General features: G+C 62.6%; 32 protein-coding genes. 10 read left to right on the forward strand and 22 right to left on the reverse strand.

The window, feature by feature from the left end:
- Nucleotides 1-81: 81 nt before the first annotated feature.
- The 4 genes from ACMGFL_RS00150 to tatC all read right to left on the reverse strand — a co-directional run bounded on the left by ACMGFL_RS00150 (nucleotide 82) and on the right by tatC (nucleotide 3,163).
- Nucleotides 82-333 carry a DUF8015 family protein gene (locus ACMGFL_RS00150; protein ID WP_436933500.1) on the reverse strand — a complete coding sequence of 84 codons (252 nt, stop codon included), beginning with the start codon at nucleotides 331-333 and terminating at the stop codon, nucleotides 82-84.
- A 231-nt stretch (nucleotides 334-564) separates the two neighbouring features.
- Entirely contained in the window at nucleotides 565-1,185 is a 621-nt protein-coding gene (locus ACMGFL_RS00155) for a ribonuclease H family protein (RefSeq protein ID WP_436933501.1), read from the reverse strand.
- 73 nt (nucleotides 1,186-1,258) lie between these two features.
- Nucleotides 1,259-1,681, reverse strand: coding sequence for an HIT family protein (locus tag ACMGFL_RS00160; protein WP_436933502.1), 423 nt, complete (start codon nucleotides 1,679-1,681; stop codon nucleotides 1,259-1,261).
- Nucleotides 1,682-1,732: 51 nt separating this feature from the next.
- Nucleotides 1,733-3,163: a twin-arginine translocase subunit TatC gene (gene tatC / locus ACMGFL_RS00165; RefSeq protein WP_436933503.1), complete on the reverse strand. Its 1,431-nt coding sequence runs from the start codon at nucleotides 3,161-3,163 to the stop codon at nucleotides 1,733-1,735.
- A 110-nt stretch (nucleotides 3,164-3,273) separates the two neighbouring features.
- On the opposite strand from tatC, the gene ACMGFL_RS00170 reads away from it, so the two are divergent.
- The 3 genes from ACMGFL_RS00170 to thiM all read left to right on the forward strand — a co-directional run bounded on the left by ACMGFL_RS00170 (nucleotide 3,274) and on the right by thiM (nucleotide 6,989).
- Complete coding sequence (locus ACMGFL_RS00170; protein WP_436933504.1) at nucleotides 3,274-5,478, forward strand: twin-arginine translocase subunit TatC; 2,205 nt, start codon at nucleotides 3,274-3,276, stop codon at nucleotides 5,476-5,478.
- A 64-nt stretch (nucleotides 5,479-5,542) separates the two neighbouring features.
- On the forward strand, nucleotides 5,543-6,181 hold the full coding sequence (thiE, locus tag ACMGFL_RS00175; RefSeq protein ID WP_436933505.1) for a thiamine phosphate synthase: 639 nt from the start codon (nucleotides 5,543-5,545) through the stop codon (nucleotides 6,179-6,181).
- The gene (gene thiM / locus ACMGFL_RS00180) at nucleotides 6,174-6,989 is read left to right on the forward strand and encodes a hydroxyethylthiazole kinase (RefSeq protein WP_436933506.1); all 816 of its coding nucleotides are present in this window, start codon (nucleotides 6,174-6,176) and stop codon (nucleotides 6,987-6,989) included. Before thiE ends, thiM begins: the two co-directional genes overlap by 8 nt.
- 111 nt (nucleotides 6,990-7,100) lie before the next feature.
- Here thiM and ACMGFL_RS00185 read toward each other — a convergent pair whose 3' ends face one another.
- Nucleotides 7,101-7,727 carry a DUF4352 domain-containing protein gene (locus tag ACMGFL_RS00185; protein ID WP_436933507.1) on the reverse strand — a complete coding sequence of 209 codons (627 nt, stop codon included), beginning with the start codon at nucleotides 7,725-7,727 and terminating at the stop codon, nucleotides 7,101-7,103.
- 124 nt (nucleotides 7,728-7,851) lie between these two features.
- On the opposite strand from ACMGFL_RS00185, the gene ACMGFL_RS00190 reads away from it, so the two are divergent.
- The 3 genes from ACMGFL_RS00190 (at nucleotide 7,852) to ACMGFL_RS00200 (ending at nucleotide 9,733) form a co-directional block, all read left to right on the forward strand.
- Nucleotides 7,852-8,139: an amphi-Trp domain-containing protein gene (locus ACMGFL_RS00190; protein WP_436933508.1), complete on the forward strand. Its 288-nt coding sequence runs from the start codon at nucleotides 7,852-7,854 to the stop codon at nucleotides 8,137-8,139.
- The gene (locus ACMGFL_RS00195; protein ID WP_436933509.1) at nucleotides 8,136-8,555 is read left to right on the forward strand and encodes a universal stress protein; all 420 of its coding nucleotides are present in this window, start codon (nucleotides 8,136-8,138) and stop codon (nucleotides 8,553-8,555) included. The genes ACMGFL_RS00190 and ACMGFL_RS00195 overlap by 4 nt, the downstream gene beginning before the upstream one ends.
- An 80-nt stretch (nucleotides 8,556-8,635) precedes the next feature.
- Entirely contained in the window at nucleotides 8,636-9,733 is a 1,098-nt protein-coding gene (locus tag ACMGFL_RS00200) for a M24 family metallopeptidase (RefSeq protein ID WP_436933510.1), read from the forward strand.
- 385 nt (nucleotides 9,734-10,118) lie between these two features.
- On the opposite strand, the gene kdgK1 is transcribed toward ACMGFL_RS00200, so the two are convergent.
- From kdgK1 to ACMGFL_RS00215, 3 genes are read right to left on the reverse strand one after another with little or no spacing between them, the layout of a single operon-like run.
- Entirely contained in the window at nucleotides 10,119-11,069 is a 951-nt protein-coding gene (kdgK1, locus tag ACMGFL_RS00205) for a bifunctional 2-dehydro-3-deoxygluconokinase/2-dehydro-3-deoxygalactonokinase (protein ID WP_436933511.1), read from the reverse strand.
- 54 nt (nucleotides 11,070-11,123) lie between these two features.
- The gene (locus tag ACMGFL_RS00210; protein ID WP_436933512.1) at nucleotides 11,124-11,576 is read right to left on the reverse strand and encodes a TrmB family transcriptional regulator sugar-binding domain-containing protein; all 453 of its coding nucleotides are present in this window, start codon (nucleotides 11,574-11,576) and stop codon (nucleotides 11,124-11,126) included.
- A 31-nt stretch (nucleotides 11,577-11,607) separates the two neighbouring features.
- Complete coding sequence (locus tag ACMGFL_RS00215; RefSeq protein WP_436933513.1) at nucleotides 11,608-11,934, reverse strand: TrmB family transcriptional regulator; 327 nt, start codon at nucleotides 11,932-11,934, stop codon at nucleotides 11,608-11,610.
- 280 nt (nucleotides 11,935-12,214) lie between these two features.
- On the opposite strand from ACMGFL_RS00215, the gene ACMGFL_RS00220 reads away from it, so the two are divergent.
- Together ACMGFL_RS00220 and ACMGFL_RS00225 are read left to right on the forward strand one after the other, a co-directional pair.
- On the forward strand, nucleotides 12,215-13,000 hold the full coding sequence (locus tag ACMGFL_RS00220; protein ID WP_436933514.1) for a TrmB family transcriptional regulator: 786 nt from the start codon (nucleotides 12,215-12,217) through the stop codon (nucleotides 12,998-13,000).
- Between the two features lie 125 nt (nucleotides 13,001-13,125).
- Complete coding sequence (locus tag ACMGFL_RS00225; protein ID WP_436933515.1) at nucleotides 13,126-13,431, forward strand: HalOD1 output domain-containing protein; 306 nt, start codon at nucleotides 13,126-13,128, stop codon at nucleotides 13,429-13,431.
- Between the two features lie 38 nt (nucleotides 13,432-13,469).
- Here the strand turns inward: ACMGFL_RS00225 and ACMGFL_RS00230 are convergent, their stop codons facing one another.
- The 12 genes from ACMGFL_RS00230 to ACMGFL_RS00285 all read right to left on the reverse strand — a co-directional run bounded on the left by ACMGFL_RS00230 (nucleotide 13,470) and on the right by ACMGFL_RS00285 (nucleotide 20,041).
- Nucleotides 13,470-13,718 (reverse strand): hypothetical protein, encoded by a 249-nt coding sequence (locus tag ACMGFL_RS00230; RefSeq protein WP_436933516.1) that lies wholly within the window; start codon nucleotides 13,716-13,718, stop codon nucleotides 13,470-13,472.
- Nucleotides 13,712-14,071 (reverse strand): ArsR/SmtB family transcription factor, encoded by a 360-nt coding sequence (locus tag ACMGFL_RS00235; protein WP_436933517.1) that lies wholly within the window; start codon nucleotides 14,069-14,071, stop codon nucleotides 13,712-13,714. The genes ACMGFL_RS00230 and ACMGFL_RS00235 overlap by 7 nt, the downstream gene beginning before the upstream one ends.
- A 149-nt stretch (nucleotides 14,072-14,220) precedes the next feature.
- Entirely contained in the window at nucleotides 14,221-15,234 is a 1,014-nt protein-coding gene (locus tag ACMGFL_RS00240; RefSeq protein WP_436933518.1) for a patatin-like phospholipase family protein, read from the reverse strand.
- Complete coding sequence (locus ACMGFL_RS00245) at nucleotides 15,227-16,084, reverse strand: SDR family oxidoreductase (RefSeq protein ID WP_436933519.1); 858 nt, start codon at nucleotides 16,082-16,084, stop codon at nucleotides 15,227-15,229. The genes ACMGFL_RS00240 and ACMGFL_RS00245 overlap by 8 nt, the downstream gene beginning before the upstream one ends.
- Before the next feature lie 69 nt (nucleotides 16,085-16,153).
- Nucleotides 16,154-16,639 carry a cupin domain-containing protein gene (locus ACMGFL_RS00250; RefSeq protein ID WP_436933520.1) on the reverse strand — a complete coding sequence of 162 codons (486 nt, stop codon included), beginning with the start codon at nucleotides 16,637-16,639 and terminating at the stop codon, nucleotides 16,154-16,156.
- Nucleotides 16,640-16,669: 30 nt separating this feature from the next.
- On the reverse strand, nucleotides 16,670-17,131 hold the full coding sequence (gene arsN2, locus ACMGFL_RS00255) for an arsenic resistance N-acetyltransferase ArsN2 (RefSeq protein WP_436933521.1): 462 nt from the start codon (nucleotides 17,129-17,131) through the stop codon (nucleotides 16,670-16,672).
- The gene (locus tag ACMGFL_RS00260) at nucleotides 17,128-17,445 is read right to left on the reverse strand and encodes a hypothetical protein (RefSeq protein ID WP_436933522.1); all 318 of its coding nucleotides are present in this window, start codon (nucleotides 17,443-17,445) and stop codon (nucleotides 17,128-17,130) included. Before ACMGFL_RS00260 ends, arsN2 begins: the two co-directional genes overlap by 4 nt.
- Nucleotides 17,435-17,797, reverse strand: a complete 363-nt coding sequence (locus ACMGFL_RS00265) for an ArsR/SmtB family transcription factor (protein ID WP_436933523.1) — start codon at nucleotides 17,795-17,797, stop codon at nucleotides 17,435-17,437. The genes ACMGFL_RS00260 and ACMGFL_RS00265 overlap by 11 nt, the downstream gene beginning before the upstream one ends.
- A 106-nt stretch (nucleotides 17,798-17,903) precedes the next feature.
- On the reverse strand, nucleotides 17,904-18,707 hold the full coding sequence (locus tag ACMGFL_RS00270) for an HpcH/HpaI aldolase family protein (protein ID WP_436933524.1): 804 nt from the start codon (nucleotides 18,705-18,707) through the stop codon (nucleotides 17,904-17,906).
- Nucleotides 18,708-18,869: 162 nt separating this feature from the next.
- Nucleotides 18,870-19,130 (reverse strand): hypothetical protein, encoded by a 261-nt coding sequence (locus tag ACMGFL_RS00275; protein ID WP_436933525.1) that lies wholly within the window; start codon nucleotides 19,128-19,130, stop codon nucleotides 18,870-18,872.
- Between the two features lie 14 nt (nucleotides 19,131-19,144).
- Nucleotides 19,145-19,690: a DoxX family protein gene (locus tag ACMGFL_RS00280; RefSeq protein ID WP_436933526.1), complete on the reverse strand. Its 546-nt coding sequence runs from the start codon at nucleotides 19,688-19,690 to the stop codon at nucleotides 19,145-19,147.
- Nucleotides 19,691-19,816: 126 nt separating this feature from the next.
- Nucleotides 19,817-20,041: a zinc ribbon domain-containing protein gene (locus tag ACMGFL_RS00285; protein ID WP_436933527.1), complete on the reverse strand. Its 225-nt coding sequence runs from the start codon at nucleotides 20,039-20,041 to the stop codon at nucleotides 19,817-19,819.
- A 60-nt stretch (nucleotides 20,042-20,101) separates the two neighbouring features.
- Between ACMGFL_RS00285 and ACMGFL_RS00290 the strand changes: the two genes are divergently transcribed.
- Nucleotides 20,102-20,332: a DUF8143 family protein gene (locus ACMGFL_RS00290; protein WP_436933528.1), complete on the forward strand. Its 231-nt coding sequence runs from the start codon at nucleotides 20,102-20,104 to the stop codon at nucleotides 20,330-20,332.
- A gap of 24 nt (nucleotides 20,333-20,356) precedes the next feature.
- On the opposite strand, the gene ACMGFL_RS00295 is transcribed toward ACMGFL_RS00290, so the two are convergent.
- Nucleotides 20,357-21,367, reverse strand: coding sequence for an NAD-dependent epimerase/dehydratase family protein (locus tag ACMGFL_RS00295; protein ID WP_436933529.1), 1,011 nt, complete (start codon nucleotides 21,365-21,367; stop codon nucleotides 20,357-20,359).
- Between the two features lie 129 nt (nucleotides 21,368-21,496).
- On the opposite strand from ACMGFL_RS00295, the gene ACMGFL_RS00300 reads away from it, so the two are divergent.
- Nucleotides 21,497-22,150, forward strand: coding sequence for a helix-turn-helix domain-containing protein (locus tag ACMGFL_RS00300; RefSeq protein ID WP_436933530.1), 654 nt, complete (start codon nucleotides 21,497-21,499; stop codon nucleotides 22,148-22,150).
- Here ACMGFL_RS00300 and ACMGFL_RS00305 read toward each other — a convergent pair.
- On the reverse strand, nucleotides 22,147-23,820 hold the full coding sequence (locus ACMGFL_RS00305) for a sensor histidine kinase (RefSeq protein ID WP_436933531.1): 1,674 nt from the start codon (nucleotides 23,818-23,820) through the stop codon (nucleotides 22,147-22,149). The genes ACMGFL_RS00300 and ACMGFL_RS00305 overlap by 4 nt on opposite strands.
- Nucleotides 23,821-23,897: the final 77 nt, after the last annotated feature.

The raw sequence follows: 23,897 nt of genomic DNA on the forward strand, positions 1-23,897 counted from the left end.
ACCGTTCTCTCGCGAAGACTTGTTCCTCACTCGGACTGGCGGATCTTGTACGGACTACAGCATCAGGAGACTGCCCGAAACTCACGCGTTTTCCGTCGACTGCTCCGACGGGGGATGGACAAAGAGTGCATCCGTGACCATCACTGCGGCGACTGTCGACCCGACCCCGACCGCGTGATAGAACGGGACCGCGAGCAGGGCATGAAGCGCGAACGGAACGGCAAGCACCAGCGGGATCAACCCCAACACGAGGTCGTGTCTGGACAGCCCCCTGAACGTCTGGAGTAGCTGTTCCAGTCGACGGTTGTGTCGTGGTTTGCGACTGACTGCCATTAGTGCTCACCTCCTGTCTGATCTGACGAAGAAATTCAATATAAAATTTACCCAAGTTACGTTCTACAAACATACTACAACTCTATCTTGAACACAGTAGGTACTTTTATGGATAGTTTTTACAGGTTATAGAAATATAGCGTCACTCGCGGAGGGACTGTTCGTCGAGGGGACTCTGGTCGTCGCCATGAAAGACAGAGCGTGCAGAACGACGCGGCTCCTTGGCTACGTTCAGTCTCCAGCAGTTCGGTCAGACCGGGACGGCGGCGGGATCCGCTCTTCTGTCGCGGGTGCTTCCGGGAGCAGACAGCGGTCGGGTTCTTCGTTGACGTGTGCGAACTCGCTGGGTGCGTTCGCGAGCGGGTGTGCGGGGTTGCGGTCGCTGTTGATCCGAGCGGCACGAACGTCGGCGAAGCCGTGCAGTCGCGCCCGGATCCCCCGCCAGTGCAGGCCGGTCGAGTTCGGGACAGTCACCGAGTGTGTGTCGTCGAAGCGGGCGTCCTGTGCGGCGAGCACCGAGGCGTTGACGTTCGCCGCCAGGTCGTCGTGGTCGATGAGCACGCCCACGTTCGCGCGCTCGGGCGACCTGGCCGCGAGGACGTCGAGTCCGAGATGGAGCGCCCGATACTCGGCGACGTTGTTGTCCGGTGATTCGTTCGGCACCGACACGCGGGCGACTCGCTTGCCGTCGCGTGTCTCGATGACGGCACCCAGCCCACCGCCGGAGTCTCTGAACGACCCGTCTGTCGCCAGATAGAAATCCCGGTGGTGGGTGCGTGGTGGGTGCGCGATATGGGGAGTCGGTGCCTCATCAAACAGGTCTCGAAGCGTCGGCCGGCCGTATGCGGCCATACTCCAATTTGGACCCCGACCATGATAAAGATATGGTGCCATTCGAGTGCCCTCGCTCGCTTTCGGCCCCTGCTCACCGATTGTCGCGGATCGCCTCTGCGACCGCTTTCATCTCGTCTTCGTCGAGGTCGACCCCCTCGAAGAGCGCGTGGATCGGCCCGACGCCGTCGTCCTCGAACCGGGGGATGATGTGCCAGTGGACGTGGGGCACCTCCTGTCCTGCTGCGGGGCCGTTGTTGACCGCTACCGTCGTCGCGTCGGCGTCGACCGCCGCCTCGACTGCTGCGGTGATTTCCGGGAGTACGCCGAAGACGTCGGCGGCGACGTCTCCGGGCATCTCGTTCAGTCGTTCGTAGGGTTCCTTCGGAATGACGAGCGTGTGTCCCGGCGCGAGCGGATTCGCGTCGAGAAAGGCGTAGGTGGTCTCGTCCTCGTAGACGGTGTAACTCGGAATTTCGCCGTCGACGATTCGCGTGAACAGTGTCTCGTCGCTCATATCCAAACGCTCGGACGGTGGACAAATGAACGTTTCTCCGTCGCGACCTCGTCACCTGTTCGTCCAGCGCAACACGAGCAGCGTCCCCTCGAACAGAACGATCATCGTGGCCGCGACGAGGAACGGCGCCATCCCGGTCGGATCGGGGCTAAAGAGAAATGCGATCCCGCCGAAACTCGCCCAGAACAGCAAGCGGCGCTGTTCGAGCCATCTTCGAGTTGTGACGCCCATCATGATCGCGAGCATGATGAACAGCGGTATCTGGAAGATGGCAGCGAACAGCCCCATCATCAGCAGGATGAGGTCGAAGGTCTCTGTCAGCCCGAAGGCGATGTTCGCGACCGGTTCCGAGTACGCCAGAAAGTACGTGAAGATGAAGGGTAAGACCAGAAAGTACGCGAAGGCGACGCCAACGAGCGCCAGCACGAGGCTCGTCGGCACCGACGCGAGATAGTATCGCCGCTCGTGGGGATACAGCCCCGGACGCATGAACAGATACGTCTGATAGACGAAGGCGGGGAGCGCGATGATAAATCCGGCGAGCGAGGCGACTTTCAGTCGGGCGAAGATAAGGCCGAGCGGGTGATAGACGCGCGGGCAGGCATCGCCCTGTGCGACGCCCCCGGCACACTGCTCGGGGCTGCCCGGCAGGAACGAGTACCACAGCGTGTTGATGAGCCAATCGGCGATCGGAAACGTGATCAGGCTCACCCCTGCCATGATGACGATCACGACCCCCAGTCGCTTTATCATCTCCTCGATGTGCTCGGTCAGGGGCATCTCCTCGTCGTCCGGCGCGCCCTCGAACATCTCCGAGTCACCGCTCGGCACCGGATCCTTGGCAGTCTCGACCGCGCTCGCTATCTGCTCCTCTGTTTGTTCCATCGCTGTCCGTTTTTCTGTCTGTTCGCCTTTTGCTGTGCTCTCCTGTGCCGCCGCTGGCGTTGCACCTGCCTGTCGCTTCTGCGTGCCGACTGGTCGCTCGTCTAGGTCGTCGTCTCCGTTCGGTTCGTTTTCGCTGTTCGTCGCAGTCTCCGCCGTGGCATCTCCCTCCGTTTCGTCTGCGGCCCCGCTGTCGGCACCGTCACGCTCCCCGGCGTCGGAGCCGCCGCCGCTGGCCGGACCGCGGGCGACCGACTCGGGCGCGCCGTGGGCGCGATTCGCCTTGCTTCGCTGACGCCGCTTCGGTGAGTCGTCGAACCGTCCACCTTCGTCGCCCGGCTCGGCCGTGTCAGGCGAGTCCTCGCTGTCGTCCGTCTCGGTTGCTCTCGTGTGTTCCTCGTCAGCGTCGTGTTGTCCGTCCTCAGCGTCGTGCTGCTCCCCGTCAGCGCGGTCCTCGTCGGGTACTGGATCCTCGCCGGACCGCCCGTCGTCGGTTGGTGTGTCCCCGTCTCGTGTGTCCGTTTTGCGGGGATTCTCCTGCCGGTTGCCGTCGCTGTGGCGGTCGGCGTCTCCCTCGTCGGGGCCGTCCCCGGCTGTCATCGGACGCCCGTTTGTCGCCCCCTCTTGTAAGCCTTCTCTGTCGGTCCGACGGCCGAGCAACAGTCTAGCATGAATAGATTGATAACCACAAGTCAGCAAGACCGGGGTAGATGTCGGGCGTACTCGACAGCGACGCGGCACGAACCCTCGCAGATGGCCGTGCGACTGTGGGGTCGATGCTTTCGTCCGCCCAGTCACATCTCAAGAAGGTGTTTCTGGTCTTTGTAGCGGTGATGATGGGGTCTATCTGGGCACTCCGCGCGTTCGTCTGGGACCGCCTGAAGGAGGATCTGGTCTACCGTCAGATGAGCGATAGTCTCAGGGAATCGACCGAGATCATCGCCGTTACCCCCTTCGATGTCATTCTCCTGCAGGTCAAGATCGGGTTGATCATCGGTGTTCTCGCGTCACTGCCCGTTCTCATCTACGTGAGCCGTGACGCACTCCGAGCGCGCGGCTACTGGCCGTCGGGAGTCCCGCGATGGAAGATCTGGGGCTTTCTGATCGCGATTGCGTTGTTGTTTGTCGGCGGTAGCTCGTACGCGTACTTTCTGTTCTTTCCGATCATGTTCGAGTTTCTCGCGGGCAACGCCGTTCAGGTCGGCTTCTCACCGACGTGGTCGATCGTCATGTGGACCGAGTTCATCTTCTTTTTGGGGATGTCCTTCGGCGTCGCGGCACAGCTCCCGCTCGCGATGAGTTCTGCTGCTCGGACGGGCGTCGTCCCCTACGAGACGTTTCGTGACAAGTGGCGCTACGCCGTCGTCGGCATCTTCGTCTTCGGTGCCGTCTTCTCTCCGCCGGACCCGTTCACGCAGATCATGTGGGGCGTTCCGCTGGTCGCGCTGTACGCTGTCAGTCTCGGCGTGACGAAACTCGCCGTCCTCTCGAAACGCGCCGGTGAGTCCGTCCCGATCCGATCGGTCGCCCGCGAGTACTGGAATCTGCTCGCCGGGATTGCGGTCCTCTCGGGTGCGGCGATCTATCTGTACTTCCTCGAAGGCGGCACCGAACTGTTGAACGAACTGCTCGCCCAGGTCGGCTCTGACTATCGGTTTTCGTCTGGGGAGCAGATCGACCTGCTCGGACTCTCACCGACTGTCGCTGTCCTCCTCGTGGCCGCGCTCGTCGCTCTGATCTCGGTTGCGCTCTCGCTGTTTTACCTGCGGATCGTCGAACTCGAACGCATCTCGCGCCAGACGGCTGAAGCCGACGAGGACACGTCGGAACCCGGTGAGCCAGCTGAAATCGACATCGGTGCGATGAGTGCCCGCGCAATCGAGGCGACTGGCCCGAAGGCGTTCACCGAACTCAGCGAGGAGCGCGCGCTCGAATACGCCGAACAGGCGGTCGAAAACGACAACCCGCAGAAAGCCAAGGCGATCTTCGACAGCTACGACGAGGCACAGGAGCACATCGCAGAGCAGGAAGCCGAGGCGGAGGCGGAAGCCGAGGCCGAAGACGAGGAGAACGTGATCACCTCGACCGCCGCTGGCGTCATCGACCCGTTCACCGAGGACGAGACGACCGAAGACGACATCGGTGGCTACTACTACGACATCGCTTTCATCCTCGACTCGCTCACCTCGCGCGCTATCTGGATCGTCGCGACGTTCATGGTCGTGCTCGCGGGGTCGTTCATGTTCCTGTACACTGGTGGTATCCAGAACATCATCGATGTGTTCGTTCAGAACATGCCGCCCGGCGTTCGGGACCAGTTCGAGATCGTCACGCTGCATCCGGTTGAGGCGCTCATCTTCATGCTGAAGTTCTCGACGGCGCTGGCGTTCGTCTCGATCGTTCCGATCGTGCTCTATTTCGCCTGGCCAGCGATCGAACAGCGCGGGGTCGGCAGCGGGAACCGAAACGTGTTGCTCGTCTGGGCCGGGACGATGCTCGTGGCGCTCGTCGGCGGCAGCCTGCTCGGCTTCCTCTATATCGCCCCGACGATCATCTCCCTGCTCGCAAACGACGTGATCGCCTCGGACATGATCATCGCCTACCGGATCAGCAGCTTCGGCTGGCTCGTGATCTATCTCACGCTCGGGGTCGGCATCCTCTCGATGATCCCGACTACGATGGTCCTGTTCTACCGGGGTAACCTCATCTCCTACCGGCGCATGCGAAAAAGCTGGCGCGGCGTGGTACTCGCCTTCTTCGCCGCCGCTGGCCTCCTCTCGCCCTCCGGCGTCTTCACGATGTTTCTGGTCGCCATCCCCGCCTCGCTCGCCTACGTATTCGGGCTCGGACTGCTGGCGGTCTACCGCCGCCTCTCGCCAAACCGGCCGAGACCGACCGGCAAACCCGCCGACTGAACCGCGTCTCGCGCTTACTCTCACAGATCCACGGCCTTTAGCGTCCGGCGGTCGATGAGGCCGTATGGACCCATCGAACTGGAAGACGTATCTCGTCACGCAGGCCTCTCGCTCTGCGGGACGGGACACCGTCGAAATCGTCGAGGCGGCGATCGAGGGCGGCGTCGACGCCGTGCAACTCCGTGAGAAGGACACGACTGCGCGCCACCGATACGAACTCGGCACGCGACTGCGCGAGGTGACCGCCGCGGCCGACGTCCCACTCATCGTCAACGACCGGATCGACATCGCGATGGCAATCGACGCCGACGGCGTCCATCTCGGGCAGTCGGATCTGCCGGTCGGCGCCGCCCGGGAGTTGCTCGGCCCCGACGCCATCATCGGCTGTTCGGCCTCGACGGTCGCAGACGCACAGGCCGCGGCCGCCGACGGCGCGGACTATCTCGGCGTCGGCGCGGTCTATCCGACCGACTCGAAAGCCGACATCGACGACGACGAGTTTGCGATCGGCCCCGAACGGATCCGCACGGTCGCGGAGTCGGTATCGGTCCCTGTCGTCGGTATCGGCGGGATCACCGCAGATAATGCCGATGCAGTCGTCGACGGCGGCGCGGTGGGCGTCGCTGTCATCACCGCGATAACCCAAGCCGACGACCCAGCGCACGCGACGGCGCAACTCGGGGAGGTGGTCGCTCATGCGTGACCTCTCCAGTGTTGATCTCGTCGAGACGCTCGACCGCCTCCGCGAAACCGAACCGCTCATCCAGTACCTCACCAACGAGGTGACGAAAAACGACCTCGCCCAGATCACCCTCCACTGGGGCGGCCTGCCGGTCATGTCCGACGCCCCCGAGGAGTCCGTCGAGATGGCGGACCTGGCCTCGGGCATGTTGCTCAACACCGGCCGGATGAGCGACATGAACGTCGAAGCGCTACACAACGCTGGACAGCGCGCGAGCGAGCGCTCGATTCCGGTCGTACTCGACCCCGTCGGCGCGGGCGCGACGCCGACGCGCATGTCGGTCGCACAGAGTCTCCTCGACAGCGTCGACGTGTCGATCATCAAGGGCAACTACGGCGAAATCAGCGCACTCGCAGGCAGCGAGGCCGAGGTCAAGGGCGTCGAGTCGGTCGGTGAGTACGAGAGCATCGAAGCGACGGCGCAGGCGCTCGCGGACGCGACGGGCGCAGTCGTCGTCGCCTCCGGCGTGACTGACGTGGTCGCTGACGCCGACCAGTCCTACGCTATCACCGGCGGCCACGAGATGATGGGCGAAATCGTCGGCACTGGCTGTATGCTGGGTGCGACGCTTGCGACCGTCCACGGCGCGACCGAGGACACGCTTCACAGCGCGCTCGCGGGGACGATTGCGTTCAACATCGCTGGCGAACGGGCCGCTGACCTGCCGCACAACGGCCCGGCGAGTTATCGCATCAACTTCCTCGATTCCGTCTTCGGCATGCGCGATGCCAGCGCCTCGGACCTGTCCGTCGCCGACCGCATCGAGTGACTTCGACTCGGACTCCTCCACACCCTGCCGCTAATCTGCGCCTCCTTCGTCTTGACCTCGCCTTCGAAACCTATCTGCTTCTGGCTGAAACCTGGTTGTCGTCTTACGGAGTTATAGTAGCGGGGTCGTTATCCTGAGCGAGTCATTACACGAAGGATCGAACGCAACTGGAACTCGATCGGGGAAGTTTGCCGTAGCCGTTTGTAACGTCGCCGTTGTCGTCGTATTCGGCACGGTGAAAGGGAGAATGCCACTGGCCGCGCCGTCTGGCCGAACAGATACATCAATATCTTCCATCCCGGTAATCGTTGAACCGATTGTGTCGACGACGTTCGGAGTCTGGTAGTGCATCTTAAAATTGAATCGGTCTACTGTGACGACTTCATCAGCTGTGTTCGTCACTTTGAGTCTGAATACGATGTATTTCTCATCAGATTCAGATTCGTAGCCAATCGGCGCGTCAGGCGACTCTTTCATCGACGGTTGCGCCCGGGCGTTCCATCGCAAGTCAAGCACTGCCGCTGCCTCTGGTTGCTCCCCATCAACACTGACTTGGACCGAGGATACGTCGCCGAGACTATTCGAGATCGTACAGTCGTCGACCCGGCCGGGTGTACTCGAACTGTCACCAGCGCATCCAGCTAAGCCACCCGCTACTGATACGGTTCCAATTTGCCGAAGTATATCCCGGCGGTTTATCATATGATAGATGGTATCACCTGAAGTTGATAAATTCATCAATTTGCTCAATTATGTAGAGCATCTTATCTAATGTCGCGTCCGTTCGAAGGATCTCTCAACAGATCTTTCCTGACACGGAACGTCGGTGAGCCTTATTATCCCACGGCACCTCCCTACTAGTATGCCAGAAGAAGTTCTCTTCAAATCAGAACAGACCCAAGACCGGGCGGAGATTGCCTCCGTCTTGCGCACCGTCGCCGACAACCTGGAGAGCGGCGACTCGCTCACATTCACGCAGGGGTCGGAGTCGGTCACGATGGATCCGCCCGCGCGCCCGACGTTCGAGGTGAAAGCTGAGCGGGAGGGGCCGACAGGCGGGCCACACGAGTTGAGCGTCGAACTCGAACTCGAGTGGGACGAACGGGACGAAGGCGAATCGGCCGACGACGCTGATCTCCTCGTCGAATGATCTCGACAGTACTCGTTCCGATGGACGACTCGGAGATGGCCGAGCGAGCGCTCCGGTTCGCGCTCGACGCGTATCCGGACGCCTCGGTGACGGTACTCCACGCCGTCGGCGGCCCCTCGCCGATGTTCGGAGACCTGGCTGGAATCGCCATCGAGGACGACATGCAGGCAGCGGGTGAGCGACACGCAGAGGCGATTTTCGACACCGCACAGGATATCGCGGCCGAGTACGACCGGGAGGTCGACACCGCCGTCGCCTTCGGCAAACCGGCACGACAGATACTCAACCGCGCCGACCAGTTCGACACGGTCGTACTTGGCAGTCACAGTGGCTCACTCGCAGACCGGCTGTTCGTCGGCAACATCGCGAAAAAGGTGGTGCATCACTCCCCCGTCCCCGTCACGACCGTCCGGTAACTGGCCGTTCTCGCGTGCAGTCGCGACATCCGTCTTGTTCCGGCACTTTTTAACTCAGCCATCTGGAAGAGGTGGTATCGATGACTCGACTGGACGAGATTCCTGACGGGCGGCTGGAGCGACTCGACGACCTGCTCGCGGCGGAGTCGCTCTCCACGGTGTGGTTCGCCCGCCCGAACGGGTTCGCGTGGCTGACCGGGGGGAACAACGTGGTCGACCGGGCCGGGGATATCGGTGTCGCCGCGGCGGGGTACGACGGCGACCGGGTTCGAGTTCTCACAAACGACATCGAGGCACAGCGCCTGCGAGACGAGGAGTTGCCCGAGGGGGTCCCCGTCGAGACGTTCGAGTGGCACGCGAGTTCGCTCGCCGCAGAACTGCGCGACCGGAGCCCGAAACCAGCCGCGGCCGACTTCGACGTGCCCGGGTTTGCGGCTATCGATAGCTCCGCACTTCGGCAACCGCTGACCGACGCCGACGTCGAGCGCTACCGCGAACTCGGCGGCGAGGTTGCGGCGGCGCTCGAAGCGACCTGCCGGAGCGCGACCCCCGGGGATACCGAACGGGAGGTCGGCGCTCGGCTTCGCGCTCGACTCGCGGAAGCGGGGATCGACTCGCCGGTCACGCTGGTCGGGAGCGAGCGCCGCGCGCCGCTGTATCGGCACCCGACGCTGACCGATGAGTCACTCGGCGGCTACGCGGTCGTGATCGTCACCGCCGAGCGCGATGGCCTCTTTGCCTCGTGTACCCGCACGGTTGCTTTCGATCCACCGGAGTGGCTGTCTGACCGTCACGCTGCAGCGACTCGGGTCGAGGCGAGTGCGCTCGCGGCGACGCGTGATATCGGCCAGCGCGGCGGGACGGCAGGCGATGTCTTCGCACACGTGCAGGAGACGTTCGACGCCGTGGGCTGGCCCGAGGAGTGGCGCGAGCACCATCAGGGCGGGGCCGCGGGATACGCGGGCCGGGAGTGGATCGCTACCCCCGAGTCGACAGAGCCAGTGCATCTCCCGATGGCCTACGCGTGGTCGCCGACGGTTCAGGGGGCGAAAAGTGAGGACACCTATCTCGTGACCGCTGACGGCTACGAGGTGCTCACCGCGGGCGACTGGCCGACGCGAACAGTGTCTGCGGTCGGCTACGACGAGACGTTCGAGCGGCCGGATATTCTCGGGTGAGACTGCCGGCCGTGTTCGAACAGCGGCCTGATACCGACGGCGTCAGTTTCCAGCCAACGACACCGTCGGTCAGACCGGCGAGCGTTCCGCCTGCGGGGCATCTCAGGATAGCCCGCCGCGTTCGCCTGTCTCTCACCATAGCTCCCTTTAGATAACTATTGCAACATGTATTTTACCCGAATAAATCGACGTGCGAAATTCGCGCTGTGTATTCAGCAGGACTGTTGAAACATGTCCTCTATTGGGTATTCCAACAAGACCAGTCCAGCATATTTCCGTCCGTCCCCTTTCCCAAAAATCCGTGTGACCGGTTCGATAACAACTACTAGAGCGTGGAAGCTCGATCAGCGCGGAACAGTGCTCGCGTCTCAGCGCGGGGAGAACGTCACCGCGAGAGGCCGCTTCCCGTGTCGGCAACGACTCGCTCGACCTCCTCCGGGTCGATCAGTGCAAGGTCACCGTCGATCGTGCGTTTGAGCGCGGCGGTAGCCGCGCCGTACCTGAGTGCCTCCGCCACGGGGTTGCCGTCGATCCACGAGGCGAGAAAGCCCCCGGCGAACGCGTCTCCGGACCCGACGGGATCGACGGTCTCGCTCTCGAAGATGGGCTGTTCGTACTGTTCGTCGGCGACGGCAATCGCTCCCTGTTCGCCCCGGGTCACGACGACGGTGTCGATGTCGTAGGTTTCGCGGAACCACTCTCCGACTGTTCCGGCTGCTCCCGACTGGTCGAACAGTGACGCAGCGTCCCGCTCTGCGACAAAGAGCAGGTCGACAGAGTCGAGCAGCCCATCGAGTGTCTCGCCTGCCTCCGCGGGGTCCCAGAGCTTCGAGCGGTAGTTCACGTCGAAAATCGTCGTCGTTCCCGCCGCTTCGGCACGCGAGAGCAGTGCCTCGGTCGTCTCGGCCAGCGTTTCAGAGAGCGCAGGCGTGATTCCTGTCGTGTGGAACACATCTGCTGTCTCGATCCGGTCAGTCGCCAACTCCTCGGGTCGGGCTGTCGTGATCGCTGCGTTCGCCCGGTCGTACACCACGTTCGTTCCGCGAGGTTTGCCACCTGGCTCGACGTAATATGTGCCCTGTCGTCCCTCGTCAGTCCAGACCACATCGGGTGTGACTCCCTGTGTGCGAAGCGTCCGCGTGATCCGGCGACCCAGCGGCGAATCCACCAGCTTCGAGAGCCAGGTTGCGTCGTGGCCCAACCGCGACGCTGCGACCGCAACGTTGCTCTCGGCTCCCCCGATGTGGACGTTGAAGTGGTCCGCGTTCTCGATCCGTTTTCCCTCCGGTGGGCCGTACCGGAGCATCGTTTCCCCAAACGTCACAAACTCTGCCATATTCCCTTCTCCTCGGCGGCGAAACTTACGAATTCGGATCCACTCCCTCTGTGCTCACGCGGATACGTCGTCCGCGAACAGAAGCCCGGTCGCCATCAGCCGCCGAACGATCGCGACGAGACCGTTGTCGAATCCGCGACCGAACACGCCCTGTTCTCCGCCCTCGTCCTCGGTGAACGAACTCACCAGAATCGCCTCGCGGTCGGTCAACAGTAGCCGACTGATCTCCGTGGCGTCGTCCGGCAACGGTGACTGACTCAACCAGTCCAGTCCGGAGACGTACACCTCCACGTCTGGCAGCGTCGTCTGAATCTCTGTGCGGAGTTGTTCGTCGACCGTTCCGATGAGAACGCTCACCCCGCGGTCTTGTGCTTCCTGTAACTGGTCGGTCAACTGGTCTGTGAACACGCTCTCGTGGCCGACGACCAGTACCACCTCCTCTGTCGCTCCCTCGATCAGCTGCTGTGTCCGACTCGTGATGCCCTGCGCGCCCGAGAGCGTCCACACCTCGTGGGTGACGTCTGTCGAACTCTCCTCGTCAGTCGGTTCGAGAACCGCTCAGTGCGCGTCGGAGCAACTCAGCGCGCTCTACGTACTCCGTCTGGAGTGTGTTGACCGCCTCGTCGATCGAGACGGCGCGAAACACCTGCGGTTTGGAATGTTGCGTCTCGACGAGCCCCTTCGATTCCAGAACGCGAACGGCGTCGTAGACGCGCGTCCGGGGCACCTCTGACGTTTCGCTGATATCCTTGGCTGTTCCGTGCTCGCGGCGCGCGAGCGCTACGAACGACTTCGCCTCGTACTCTTTGAGCCCCAGCTGCTGGAGCAGTTCGATCGCCCGTTCTTGATTTGAAACATCGTCCATTGGTCCCAACCTCGGTCGCTACCGTCCATTTGCCCCTGTGGGGGTTTAGTATGTTGCACTGCCGATCTGTCTTGTATCTCGTATAATCACACAATCACTGGGTACGTGGGTGGCTATGGCTTCCGTGTCTCGGTGCATTAACTCACTTAATCACAGTACACCTATATGGGGCTCGAACAAAGTACATCGTGGCGTGTGGTCGCAGAACTGGTCCCAACCTCTCTGCCGCCACACGTTCGGAACCACCACACGGTGGTTTTCATACATGTGGTGAACAGCGATGTCACGCGATTCATCCGATAAGGCGCGCTTTACGGCCGTCACACAGCTCAAGGCACTCGGTCTCAGTACCTACGCCGCCCGGACGTTCGTCGCGCTCGTCAGCCTCGGGGAGGGGACGGCTCAGGACGTCAGCGACACCGCCGACGTCCCCCGGACGCGCGTCTACGACGCCGTCGACGAGCTACAGAGCCACGGTCTCGTCGACGTTCAGGAGTCCTCACCCAAGCGATTCTGGGCGATTTCGACCGAAACGACCGCTCGACACTTCGAGCAGGAGTACACCTATCGTGTGAACGCCCTTGCGGACGCGCTCGACACGCTCGCAGCGTCTGAACGCTCCACGGAGCAGCGTGGCGTCTGGACCGTCACCGGACGCGACACCGTCACTGAGCGCGTCGTCGATTTCGTTAACTCGGCCGAGGAGGAGGTCGTCTACATGACAATCGAGGACCTGCTCACCGAGGAGACAATCGAGCGTCTTTCGGTGGCGAGCAACCGCGGCGTGTCCATCCGGCTCGCAGAGATGTCTAACTCAGCCGAACAGCGCATCCAGCACCAGCTTCCGGACGCACAGCTGTTCGAATCGATCTGGGACTGGTCTGACACCCCCGCCGGGCGACTGCTGATGGTCGACCAGCAGAAGACACTCGTGAGTGTCACCGTCCCCGGTGACGGTGACAGCCTGCGCGACGAAACCGCTATCTGGGGCATGGGTGAAGCCAATAGCCTCGTGGTCGTCCTGAAGATGCTGTTCACCTGGCAACTGGACGGCACACGCGACTGAGTCGCCTGTTACCCTGATACTCACAACAACTTTATATTCCCGTGACGCACGCAATAGCATATGGGAATCGTTGTTCAGCGGCCGCCTTCGCTACTCTCCTCCGCCATCGACTGGTGGGACTCGCCATGAGCCACGACAAGGACGACGGAGACACAGATCCGCCGCCGACCGAATCGGACGAGACCGTGATTCGGCACCGCTGGGACGGGACGACATCACCGAGCATGGCAGTCGTCGAGGCGGTTGCCATCGCCACCGACCGCGAGCCGACGGAGCTGTCCCAGTTACACCGGACGATCAACGCCGACGCTCTCGACTCCCTGATCACAGGTGAGACAGACTTTCCGCTTGAGATCACGTTCGTCTACGACGGCGTCACCGTCGTCGTCGACCAGAGCGGTGCCATCGAGGTAGTCGTCCCCGGGTCGTAGACACGTCCCGGTCGCCGGGCGTGTCTCCGCCGGTCGCGTCAACGCTCTGTTTCCCGGCCGTCGTCAGCCCCCATCCCGAGGTCTGCCGCGGTCGGAACCTCCGTGACTGCACCGTCGCATTGCGAGCAGTTCTCCATCGTCTCAGTAACGTACGTTCTGTCGCAGTCCTCACAGCGATACAGATCCGCTGACGGCGTTCGCTCGTCGGAACCCACAGCACTGGCGGAATCACCGTTCTGTCGATTTCTGGTGACGGTCTTCATCCGCTCGATGAACCCACTCAGCATGCGTCGGTGCGATAGAACGACACGTCGTCTCGATGTTCACTGATCACAGCGAGCAGTGAGGTGGTCGCCTCGAACTGTTCCCCTCGCTGGAGCCTCTGCCTGTGTCGATCATATTCGATGACGTCCGCGTCCTGTAGCTTCGGTAAATGATTGTGCCGAACTGCAGTTGCCCGCTGTTCGCGACTCGCATCCTGCGTCGACGCACCTGACACCTCCGTCGCTGACTCGACGAGCTGTTCTACCGACATCGGAGTGTTCGACGCGCCGACTGCCTGAAGGATCTTCCGTCGCTGTGGATCGGCCAGCAGCTTGAGCACCGTCTCGGTCGAGATAGATTGTGTGGTTGTGGTCATTAGTTACTCTACAATGTCCTTGGTGGAACGTCACCTCATGAGAACACGTGTACACTAGATTGAACGTCTCGGGGGAAACCACTGGCGTTCACCCGAATCGTCACGCAATCGTCCTGCTGTCGATCCCGTCAACGGGCCGAGGCCGTCTTTCAGTCCCCCTCCAGAAACTCCTGTGCGCGCTCGCGTCCCAACTCCCGGAGTTCCTGCAGAAACTCCGGGTCGCGGTCGACTTTCGTCGCGGAGGGGAACTGCTGGCCCATCTGGATCCGGCGGATGTCGGCCCTGACGAAGTTGTCCGGCGGAAGCGTCCCCTCGTCGATCCACCGATTGATCTGCCTGATGAAGCTCAGTTCCTGATTCAGCGAGATGTTGCCAGCGAGTTCGTTCCGGCGGTCGGCGATCTCCTCGGTCGTCGCGGGTTCGCCCTCGTACTCCTGTGGGTTGATCTGGACGATCCAGAGCTGTTCGGGCTTGCGGGCTGGCGGCTGATGCATCAGGTCGTGAACGGGCGGGTTCTGTGAGAACAGGCCGTCCCAGTGGAGGTGGTCGTGGATTTCGACGGCCTCGAACAGTCGCGGCACGGCCGCCGACGCCAGCACCGCCTCGACGCTCACGTCCTCGTTGGTGAACGTCTCGAACTCGCCAGCGTTGACGTTGACCGTCCCGACGACCAGTTCCGGGCTGGACTGTCCGCACAGCCCCGGGATCGAGTCGAAGTCGATGTGCCGTTCGAGCACCGTCCGGATCCGCTCCTTTCCGAGTTCGGGGCCGGGGATCTGGTACGGGCTGACCATCGGCACCGGAAAGCCCGAACTCTCGAGTCGTGCCACCGTCGTCACCCAGCGGTTGAGCCACCTGTCGCTCATCTCCCTGGCCGCCAGGTCGTCCCAGAGGTTGTCGAGGATGGTTCGTGCCTTCTCGGCGTCGCCGGTCACCAGCCCGTACCAGGCCGCGAGCGCGTTGAACGCCCCGCCCGAGGAGCCGCTGATCCCGACGAGTTCGTACTGCTCGTCCCAGTTCGCGAGCAGTGTCCGGAGCACGCCACACGTAAAGGCGGTGTGGCTGCCGCCACCCTGACAGGCGATGGCGACGCGGGTCGGCGACTCTCCCGTCTCAGTCGTCACTGGCCCGCCGTCGTCCGCCGCTCCTGCCGAATCACTCATATGTGGTGGTGTAGCCGCCGTCGAACAGCAGATCCCCGCCGTTGAGGTGGCTGGCGTGCGTGGAGAAGCCAAAGACAAAGAGATTGGCGACTTCCGCCGGTGTCATCATCTCCTTGGTGCGGGCCTGCCCGAGCATCACGTCCTCGACGACTTCCTGTTCGGTGATCCCGCGTTCCTGTGCGGTGTCTTCGATCTGATTGACCATCAGCGGCGTCAACACGTAGCCCACACTCACAGAGAATCCTCTGAGTGTCCCCTCTCCCTCTGCGGCGATTGCTCGCGTGAGACCGGTGATACCGTGCTTGGCGGTGATGTACGCTGGCTTGTCCTTGGTGGCGTAGTGGCCGTGTACTGAGGACATGTTGGCGATTGCGCCGACCCCGTCGTCGGTCTCGCGAATGTGCGGCATCGCGGCCTGGGCCATCTTGAACGGCGACCGGAGCATCACGTCGGTCAACAGGTCGTACTTCTCCATCGGGAACTCGGGGATGGAGGCGATGTGTTGCATCCCCGCGATGTTCGCGACGAACCGAATCGTTCCCTCCTCGCTTGCTGCCTCGACGACCGCCTCCACGTCGCCGTCGTCGGTCAGGTCAGTCGGAACACTCTCGAATCGCCCCTCGACGTCGAACTCGGAGATCGTCGCGGCGGTGTCGGCAAGCCCCTCTTCGTCGATGTCGGCACCGACGACAGTGAGACCGTTGACCGCCAGCGCAATCGCGGTTGCGCGCCCGATGCCGGAGGCCGCACCGGTCACGATAGCGACGGTGTCGGGGGTGAAGTAGGGGTCGTCGAGTGTGAGCACGTCGTCTGGCGTCAGTTCCGGTGTCGTGAGATCGAACTCGGACATGTGCGTTCGGTTACTGGTTTGCTCTCTACCCGGTTAACGGTACTTGTCCACGCGCTGTCGGTTTGTGACTTACTTGTCAGTCTCCCCATCCCAGTATCCGACGGCGTCTTCGGTTCGGTAGTAGCCGTGGACGCTCCGCTCGCCCTCGCCGCCCGGCGGTGCGCCAGCGAAGACGCCGACCTTCTCAGAGTCGGGATAGACTGTCACGTCGGGTTCGTTCATCGTCGACACCACCAGATACTGCAGTTCGCCGGGCGAGTCGTTCACCACGCGGTGTGCGCCGCGCTCGTCGGCCGGAAGCGCCACGTAATCGCCCGCCGAGAGCGACACCGACTCCCCGTCGAGACGGAGCATCCCAGTCCCGTCGAGGACGAACAGCGCCTCCTCGTTGCCGGTGTGGTAGTGGTAGGGCCACGACTTGCCCCCGTCCGGAAGCCGATACAGACTGCAACCGATCTGTTCGCTTCCTGCGGCCGCTCCCAGTTTCTTCCGTTCGAGGTCGCTCTCCTCCGAAATCGGTGTCCACTCCAGATCGCTTCGATTTATCTTGCTCATGTGGCGTCGTCGGGGCACAAATCCGTAACTCTACGGGGTTCTCAGCGACCGCTTCAGACACGTCGCCGCGGCCGGACACAGATCCGAGAACTCCCGAGTCTGCCGGATCTGCGGTGGTACGTCCTGCCGACTCACCTCCTCGTACTCACGACGGCGGAAAAACGCCGCTGCGGTCGTCGTCAGCAGATACAGCGTCTCGACCCCGTTCGTTCGCGCGTGGGTCTCCAGCACCGAACACAGCCGTGTCCCATAGCCCTGTTCACGGTGTGACTCCCTGACGGCAAGCGACCGAAGCAGTCCGTCCGGCCCGTGTCTCTCGATGCCGCCGACGCCGACTGGCTTCTCGCCGTCGACTGCGAGGAAAAACTCCACGGGCGACGTGCCGATATCCGCTGTCGGGAGTCCGTTCGCTTCGAGCACCGTCTCGACACTGTCGAGACGGCCCTGTGCCCGTTCGATGGATATCGACCGGGCTGTCGTTCGCTCTGTCATGCACACTGTGTATTTGCTGGGGGACACTCGGAGTGGCTGACACACACCTGCACTGCGCCGAGATCAAGTGTGAATCCGCCACAGGTTCGGAGACACCGGCGCAACCGGACCAGCGCGCGCACGCCGAGACCCAGACCGGTGACGACTCCCAGAATTGCGATGCCGACGAGCGGATGGCTCACGAGCACCAGCGCGCTGACCAGCGTCGCGGCCATCACGTAGCTTCCTCGGACGCTCTGTGTGGGTGTCGGCTTGATTCGACGCGTTCGCGGATCGGGCGGAGGACTGGACATGTCGGTGTGTTCAGTCGCCATCGAGCGTGCGTGTCTCGTCGAGGACGTCGAGAAGCTCTTCGGCGCGCTCTGTCGCGGTGTAGTAGCGCCAGCGTCCCTCCTTCCGCCTGTCGACCAGTCCACTCCCGAACAGTCGCGAGAGCGCCTGACTGACTGCGCCCTGACTTACACCGAGCTCTGGTTCCAGTTCACACACGCAGACGCCGTCGTCGGACGCGGCGATGAACCGCAGCGCCTCGTAGCGCGTCTCGCTCCCGAGCGTGGTGAGCACCCCGACGTCGGCGGCCAGTTCCGCTTCTGAACGCGGATGACTAACCGGGGAACAACACGCCGTCTCGTCGGTTCGGTCGCTGACTGCTCGTTCTCCACTCATTTTAGCTCGTGCTAATATTAGGAGATACTAATATAACTGTTGCGGTGGACTGTCGACTGTCCAGAAGCGCTACTGTCGACGACCTCCTCCCCCAGCTGCGCTGCCGTTATGACTCGCTGGCTCGGTTTCCCTCGAACGCGTCGAGCAATCCGGTGACGGTCTGCTGTAGCGCTCCGGTCGTGCTTCCGATGTGCAGAATCTGGTAGCCGTTCGCCGCCTTCTCGTTTACGTCCTCCATCCCGAACCCGAGGCCACCGACGGGAACGTCGGCCGCCACGGCGCGCGAGCGAACTGTCTCGACGGCCGCTTGTACGTCGGGATGGTCGCGCTCGTTCGGATGGCCCAGCGCCACAGAGAGATCAAGCGGTCCGATGAACACGAAGCCAAGTTCCGGAACGGCCAGAATGTCGTCGATGTTCTCGACGGCCGCTTCCGTTTCGATGGTCGCGCCGACGAGCGTCTGTTCGTCCTCGCGTGCGACGTAGTCGTCTGCGAGTCCCCAGCGTCTCGCTCGCGGCGCTGCGAGTCCGCGGTCACCCGGGCCGTCTTCGTAGCGAAACCGGGCGGAGCGAACCGCCTCGCGAACCTCCGTCGCGGTTTCGACGCGCGGGAGGAAGACGGATCTGGCGCCCAGATCCAGCGCCTTCCGAACGAGCGTCGGATCGGTACCGGGGAGGCGAATCAGCGGTTCCACACCTGTCCGCTCGGCGGCGCGAAGCAGGTCCTCAATCGTGCCGCCATCCCACGGATCCGGTCCGCCGTGTTCGAGGTCGATCCAGACGAAATCGAGACCGAGTTCGCCGTAAAACTCAACGAGTGTCGGGCTGTACGTGTTATCGAGCAGGCCGAGAGCTACCGCTCCGGCATCGACTGTGGCGACGAGACTGTTCGCCGGTTGTTCTTGTTCCATGTTCACACTGTTCTCGCTCGACGAATAAACGTAGTGGCACGTTCGTCCGAGTCGGCGACACGCTGTCCGAAACGCAGAGAAAAGCCCCGCTCACCCCACGGGAGAGACGAGAGGATGCTGTCAGTTCACCTGCCTACTCTCGGCAGGGGGCGGTCGGACTGTTCACGAGGCCGACGGCGTCCGGGGTGGCCCAGCAGCCACCTTGTAGATGACGTACAGCCCCCAGATCACCAGGCCAGCGATGATGATGTACGACCTGATCTGGATGTCGATGAGCGCCTCGTGGACGATCTGTCCGTCGCCGGTGACGGGATGGCCGCTTCCGACGGCCATCTCGAGAAGACCGATCACGAAGGTCCCGATGATGACCAGTCCGCCGCCGACGTACAGTGCGATTTTGTCAACCGTTGATAGTTCTGTCATGTCTTGTCACCTCCTTAGCCGATGAAGTACTGTAACCGCGGATGGTTCTGGAAGAATGCTGTCTTCGCCAGGTACGCGTCGATGCCCAGCACGCGGCCCGCGCCGAGCGTTGCGATCATGGCGAAGATGAGCAGTCCGAGCAGGTCACCGGTGATGAGCCCGTGCGACCAGCCGCCGGTCTCCCCGTTGATGAAGTAGAAAAACATCATGAGGAAGGCCCCGAAGAAGGAGGCCAGTCGCGTGAGACACCCCAGAATCAGGCCGAGCCCGATCAGGGTCTGTCCCAGCGGGATTGCGATGTTCACGAAGTCCAGCGCGATGCCGCTGTCGAACAGCGTCACGACGGGGCCGAGGCTGGTTCCTGCCGAACTGCCGATGAACCAGGCCGCGTCGAACGGCCACGTGCTGAACTTGTCGAGTCCAGCATGGAGCAGCCACCAGCCGACGGTCACCCGCATGATTACGAGCCAGTACGACAGCCACACTCCGGACACCTGATACGAGACGTCTCTCCCGAGAAGTGTCGCCTGCACGGTCTCCTGCCTGTCAGTTGTTGCCATGGTTGTCACCTTACAGATGTATCTCCACACCCAACAACTTGAAAACTAGGGCTGTTTATTGAAGCCCTTTATATACTTTTTTGTGGTTTGGCTTCTTTCGGCGCGTGGTCATGTCGGATTCTGAACTCAGCCCAGGAAGATATCGATCGCGTTCCCGGAGGACTGGCCCTTGTAGAGTTCGGAGTATCCACAGTAGGTGCAGGAGATAACCGTGAAACTCCGGTTCTGAACGTCGAAGTACTTCGAGAGGCCCGACCCAGTCATCGCGATTTCGTCGACTTCTGTTTCCTCGTGTCCGCACTTCGGACAGCCGTGTTCGTCGTGATCGAGACCCTCGTCAGCGTGGCTCATATCTGATGGCAGTCATGACGCGAAAAAATACTTTATGTTTTCGTGACCTACCGCCAGAGCATGAGTGGGTTGTTCGTCCTGTTTGTCGCCGTCGCACTGTTGGTTCCGCTCCTTCTATACTGGTTCACCGAGCAGGAGATAACCGATCCGACGGTCGTGAATCGTTCCGAGGCCGAACAGATGGCCAGAGAGCGCGGGGGCCGTCCGGGCGCACGACCGGACGGTACTGATGACTCCGACGACGAGTGGGGGGCTGACAGCGAGTGGGGTCACGACGAGCCGCGGCGATGACTGTGTGGGATAGTGGCTGGCTGATCACGCCGTCTCCGCCCGGCCTGGGGCAGCGGAATCGGCTACGGTTTCCCCTCGAAATTCGGCGAGCGTGCCGTCGGACTCCCATGTCTCGACGACCTGTTTGAGTCCCTCCCGATAGGTCGGATACGCCGGGTCCCAGTCGAGTTCGCGCTTTGCTTTCTCGTTTGTCGTCGGCATCGGACTGGTTAGTAATCTGGCGGCGACACTCCCCACGAAAAACCGGGCCAGCCACGCGGGGATCCGACTCGGCTCCGGCTCGTCGAGCAGGTCCGCGAACGATTTGAAGAACTCGGCACCGGTCACGGGTTCGTCGCCGACGACGTGGTACACGCCGCTCGCGTCGGACTCGACGGCCGCGACGAACGCCGCCGCCGCGTCGTCGGCGTGAACGAAGGAGAGTTCGGCGTCCTGTCGCCCGAGGATCCCACCCCCGACGATGGGCAGGTCCCCGTCGACCAATCGCCGTCCCCACTCGCGTGTGTCCCGCGTGTCCGGTGCGTAGAAGAAGCCACATCGGAGAATCGACACGTCGAAGCCCGCCGCTGTGGCGCGCTCTCGAAGCAGGTCCTCGACGCGGGCGGCCGACTCCGTGGCTCTGTCGGGATGGCGCTCTGCCGTCTCGTCGAACGTCGACCCGTCGGGCTGTCGAGCGAGCCAGACGACGCTCGGAAACAGCACCTGTCGAACGCCGTCCGGGGCCCCGTCGAGGAGGTTCTTCATTCCTTCCAGTCGGATGCGGTCGTTTCGTTCCCACTCCTCGTCGCTCGGCTTCGTCGAGTCCGGAATCGCCGTCGCCGCGTGGATTAGCACGTCGACGTCGTCGTCAATCGCGGCTTCGAGGCTGTCGGCGTCGAGCACGTCCCCGCGACGGGCGGTGCCACCGTGGCATTCGATCCGCTCTGCTCCGTCGCTGTCCCGTGCCAGTCCGACCACCTGATGGCCGCGGTCCGTGAATCGGTCGACGAGTCGATGCCCGAGCACGCCGGTCGCGCCTGCGATCCAGACCTTCATGTGTCGTGGTACGAACGCTCGGAAGGAATCTCTACTGCCGGATCCGTCTTGGAGGTTTAAGTACCCGCTCGCGTCGATCGACACCGGTCGGTTCGGACATTTAAGGCTCTCAGTCCGGTTCGTTCGGACATGAAACACGTCAGAGTCACTATCACTGCTGGTGGCTCCGAGGCCGGTATCCACCCGATGTACGACATCTGGGCAAACGCGCCGTTCATCGAGCGCGCGAGCGCGCTGCAGTGGAACTTCACTGGCGACGCACTCGGCATTCTTCACTACGCCGTCGGTGACGCCGAGGCGCTCGCGACGGCGGCCGAGGAGATCCCGGAGGTCATCGACTACGACATCGCGCCTGCTGGCGACGATTCATTTTACGCCTACGTCAGAGACGACACCACCGAGGCGCTCGGTGACCTGTTCAGACCGATCACGAGCGGTGGCATCATCGTCATCCCACCGATCCGATACCGCGAGGACGGAACGGTGGCGTTCTCGCTGTTCGGCCCCGAAGAAGAACTGCAGGCGTCACTCGACAGCGTCCCCGATCTGATCGACGTGACTATCGAGGCAGTCAGCGGGCTGGAATCGACTGCGGTCGCCGTCGAGACTCGCCTCACTGAACGGCAACGCGAGGCGGTCAGTGCGGCCGTGGAACGCGGCTACTACGACCGGCCACGAACCGCCGACGTCGACGACATCGCGTCGGCACTCGACTGCGCGCCGAGCACGGCGGCAGAGCACCTTCGGAAGGCCGAATCGCGGGTGCTCTCATCGCTCTTCTAGCTCTGCTCGACACGTGGGAGCGAGAGCGTCACAGCGCTCCCACGGGGATCGTTGTCTGCAAACAGGAGTTCGCCGCCGGACAGCGACGCCGTCCAGTGGACCAGCCACAGCCCGAGTCCGCTCCCGTGTTTGAGATGGGTCTCCGTGCGGTCGCCGAGCACCTCCGTTTCCGACTCGTCGATCCCGGGACCGTTGTCGGCAACCTCGATCTGGAGGTGGTCCCCGCTGGGCGTGATACGAACGATCACGCGGGGTGGCGTCCGGTCGTTGTGAACGACCGCATTCTCGATGAGTTCCGTCAGCGCCATCTCGAACAACCGCTCGTCGACGACGCTGGCTGTCGCTGCTGTGTCGTCTTCGACCGATCGTCTGTACTCGATGACAGCGCCCGGATGCGTTTCGCGAGCGCTCTCGACAACGTGTTCGACGACGTCCGTCGCTGAGGTGGCTATCGTCGTCTCGCTTGCCTGTAATGTGCGTTCGACGTGACGTGCTTTCTCGGCAAACTCGGTGACTCGGCGCGTCTTCTCCAGAGCGATTGTGGCGTTTTCGCGCCGTTCGTCATCGCCTGCGTTCTCTTGGAGCAACTCCAGTCGTCCGGTGACGACGTTCAACTCGTTGCGGATGTTGTGCCGGAGCACCCGATTGAGAACGCTGATCCGTTGCTCGCGCTTGACGAGTTCGGTCACTTCGTTCAGGTAGACGATGCGACCGATTTCCTGGTCGTGCTCGTCGGTCAGCGACGTCGAGCGCGTCCGAAAGATTCGTTCGGCCCCGTCTCTCTCGGTGACAAACTCCCCGCCGTCCGGCGTGATATGTGCCGGGAACAGCTCTGTGGCGGGCTGTTCGATAGCGATTCCCTCGATGATCTGTGCCGCCGTCGAGTTGAAGTCTCTGATCAACCCGTTTGGTCCGATAACGACGACGCCGTCTTCGAGTTCCTCGAACAGTCGGTTCCGTGCGACTGGCTGGACGTCGAGCAGATCCAGATAGAACAGCGCGAGCGCGAAGGCAAACCCCGAAATCGTCAGTGTCGTCGTCGTCAGGTCGATGGCGAGACTCGGTCCGAGGTCGACGTTCACTGCGACGTTCGTGACCAGCGGAACGAACCCACCCAGAAACATCACGGCGGTCTGTTTTCGGTACACACGGCTGGATCGGACGACTTCGCCTGCGAGTATTCCCAGACTGCTCACCGTGAGTAGATACAGATAGCCCAGATTGACCCAGTACCACGGGCCGACGTCCGGCGTGAACGCTGTCGCACCGGACGCGCTGGTGACCGCAAGCGACTCCCAGAACAGCCCGTGATACGGATTCGTCCACACGACTACGATAGTGACGACTGGGATGACGGCGAGCCCCGCGTACACTCGCCGGGAGAGCCACCGACCGTATCCCGCATACTTGAGCGCGATAACGAGGTAGAACACCGGCGCGAACACCGTCCCCGGGTATCGTATGCGGTGCCAGAAGGCGACCTGCTCGACGTTCGTATAACCGAGACTGATCGCGTGCGGGAGCGCCCACGCGGCGGCGGCGAACGTCAGCAGCGCGAGGGGCCACGCCATCGGATCCGGTCGCTTTCGGAGCGCCGCCAGTCCGATCATCACAGCCACGACTGCGCTGCCGAAGATGACGAACGCAACCGCCGACACCGACCAACCCATCGTACTCCCCATTCTGACACCCAGCATAAAAACTCCCCCTGACTGGCACGGGACCGTCAGACCTGTTGACAGTACCG

It is taken from the genome of Halovenus marina (assembly GCF_051414115.1).
Lineage (GTDB): Archaea > Halobacteriota > Halobacteria > Halobacteriales > Haloarculaceae > Halovenus > Halovenus marina.

What these genes read in the sequence shown, in the direction of transcription:
- ACMGFL_RS00150 (WP_436933500.1), bottom strand. Translation starts at nt 333, where the DNA reads ATGGCAGTCAGTCGCAAACCACGACACAACCGTCGACTGGAACAGCTA.
- ACMGFL_RS00155 (WP_436933501.1), bottom strand. Translation starts at nt 1,185, where the DNA reads ATGGCCGCATACGGCCGGCCGACGCTTCGAGACCTGTTTGATGAGGCA.
- ACMGFL_RS00160 (WP_436933502.1), bottom strand. Translation starts at nt 1,681, where the DNA reads ATGAGCGACGAGACACTGTTCACGCGAATCGTCGACGGCGAAATTCCG.
- tatC (WP_436933503.1), bottom strand. Translation starts at nt 3,163, where the DNA reads ATGACAGCCGGGGACGGCCCCGACGAGGGAGACGCCGACCGCCACAGC.
- ACMGFL_RS00170 (WP_436933504.1), top strand. Translation starts at nt 3,274, where the DNA reads ATGTCGGGCGTACTCGACAGCGACGCGGCACGAACCCTCGCAGATGGC.
- thiE (WP_436933505.1), top strand. Translation starts at nt 5,543, where the DNA reads ATGGACCCATCGAACTGGAAGACGTATCTCGTCACGCAGGCCTCTCGC.
- thiM (WP_436933506.1), top strand. Translation starts at nt 6,174, where the DNA reads ATGCGTGACCTCTCCAGTGTTGATCTCGTCGAGACGCTCGACCGCCTC.
- ACMGFL_RS00185 (WP_436933507.1), bottom strand. Translation starts at nt 7,727, where the DNA reads ATGAATTTATCAACTTCAGGTGATACCATCTATCATATGATAAACCGC.
- ACMGFL_RS00190 (WP_436933508.1), top strand. Translation starts at nt 7,852, where the DNA reads ATGCCAGAAGAAGTTCTCTTCAAATCAGAACAGACCCAAGACCGGGCG.
- ACMGFL_RS00195 (WP_436933509.1), top strand. Translation starts at nt 8,136, where the DNA reads ATGATCTCGACAGTACTCGTTCCGATGGACGACTCGGAGATGGCCGAG.
- ACMGFL_RS00200 (WP_436933510.1), top strand. Translation starts at nt 8,636, where the DNA reads ATGACTCGACTGGACGAGATTCCTGACGGGCGGCTGGAGCGACTCGAC.
- kdgK1 (WP_436933511.1), bottom strand. Translation starts at nt 11,069, where the DNA reads ATGGCAGAGTTTGTGACGTTTGGGGAAACGATGCTCCGGTACGGCCCA.
- ACMGFL_RS00215 (WP_436933513.1), bottom strand. Translation starts at nt 11,934, where the DNA reads ATGGACGATGTTTCAAATCAAGAACGGGCGATCGAACTGCTCCAGCAG.
- ACMGFL_RS00220 (WP_436933514.1), top strand. Translation starts at nt 12,215, where the DNA reads ATGTCACGCGATTCATCCGATAAGGCGCGCTTTACGGCCGTCACACAG.
- ACMGFL_RS00225 (WP_436933515.1), top strand. Translation starts at nt 13,126, where the DNA reads ATGAGCCACGACAAGGACGACGGAGACACAGATCCGCCGCCGACCGAA.
- ACMGFL_RS00230 (WP_436933516.1), bottom strand. Translation starts at nt 13,718, where the DNA reads ATGCTGAGTGGGTTCATCGAGCGGATGAAGACCGTCACCAGAAATCGA.
- ACMGFL_RS00235 (WP_436933517.1), bottom strand. Translation starts at nt 14,071, where the DNA reads ATGACCACAACCACACAATCTATCTCGACCGAGACGGTGCTCAAGCTG.
- ACMGFL_RS00240 (WP_436933518.1), bottom strand. Translation starts at nt 15,234, where the DNA reads ATGAGTGATTCGGCAGGAGCGGCGGACGACGGCGGGCCAGTGACGACT.
- ACMGFL_RS00245 (WP_436933519.1), bottom strand. Translation starts at nt 16,084, where the DNA reads ATGTCCGAGTTCGATCTCACGACACCGGAACTGACGCCAGACGACGTG.
- ACMGFL_RS00250 (WP_436933520.1), bottom strand. Translation starts at nt 16,639, where the DNA reads ATGAGCAAGATAAATCGAAGCGATCTGGAGTGGACACCGATTTCGGAG.
- arsN2 (WP_436933521.1), bottom strand. Translation starts at nt 17,131, where the DNA reads ATGACAGAGCGAACGACAGCCCGGTCGATATCCATCGAACGGGCACAG.
- ACMGFL_RS00260 (WP_436933522.1), bottom strand. Translation starts at nt 17,445, where the DNA reads ATGGCGACTGAACACACCGACATGTCCAGTCCTCCGCCCGATCCGCGA.
- ACMGFL_RS00265 (WP_436933523.1), bottom strand. Translation starts at nt 17,797, where the DNA reads ATGAGTGGAGAACGAGCAGTCAGCGACCGAACCGACGAGACGGCGTGT.
- ACMGFL_RS00270 (WP_436933524.1), bottom strand. Translation starts at nt 18,707, where the DNA reads ATGGAACAAGAACAACCGGCGAACAGTCTCGTCGCCACAGTCGATGCC.
- ACMGFL_RS00275 (WP_436933525.1), bottom strand. Translation starts at nt 19,130, where the DNA reads ATGACAGAACTATCAACGGTTGACAAAATCGCACTGTACGTCGGCGGC.
- ACMGFL_RS00280 (WP_436933526.1), bottom strand. Translation starts at nt 19,690, where the DNA reads ATGGCAACAACTGACAGGCAGGAGACCGTGCAGGCGACACTTCTCGGG.
- ACMGFL_RS00285 (WP_436933527.1), bottom strand. Translation starts at nt 20,041, where the DNA reads ATGAGCCACGCTGACGAGGGTCTCGATCACGACGAACACGGCTGTCCG.
- ACMGFL_RS00290 (WP_436933528.1), top strand. Translation starts at nt 20,102, where the DNA reads ATGAGTGGGTTGTTCGTCCTGTTTGTCGCCGTCGCACTGTTGGTTCCG.
- ACMGFL_RS00295 (WP_436933529.1), bottom strand. Translation starts at nt 21,367, where the DNA reads ATGAAGGTCTGGATCGCAGGCGCGACCGGCGTGCTCGGGCATCGACTC.
- ACMGFL_RS00300 (WP_436933530.1), top strand. Translation starts at nt 21,497, where the DNA reads ATGAAACACGTCAGAGTCACTATCACTGCTGGTGGCTCCGAGGCCGGT.
- ACMGFL_RS00305 (WP_436933531.1), bottom strand. Translation starts at nt 23,820, where the DNA reads ATGGGTTGGTCGGTGTCGGCGGTTGCGTTCGTCATCTTCGGCAGCGCA.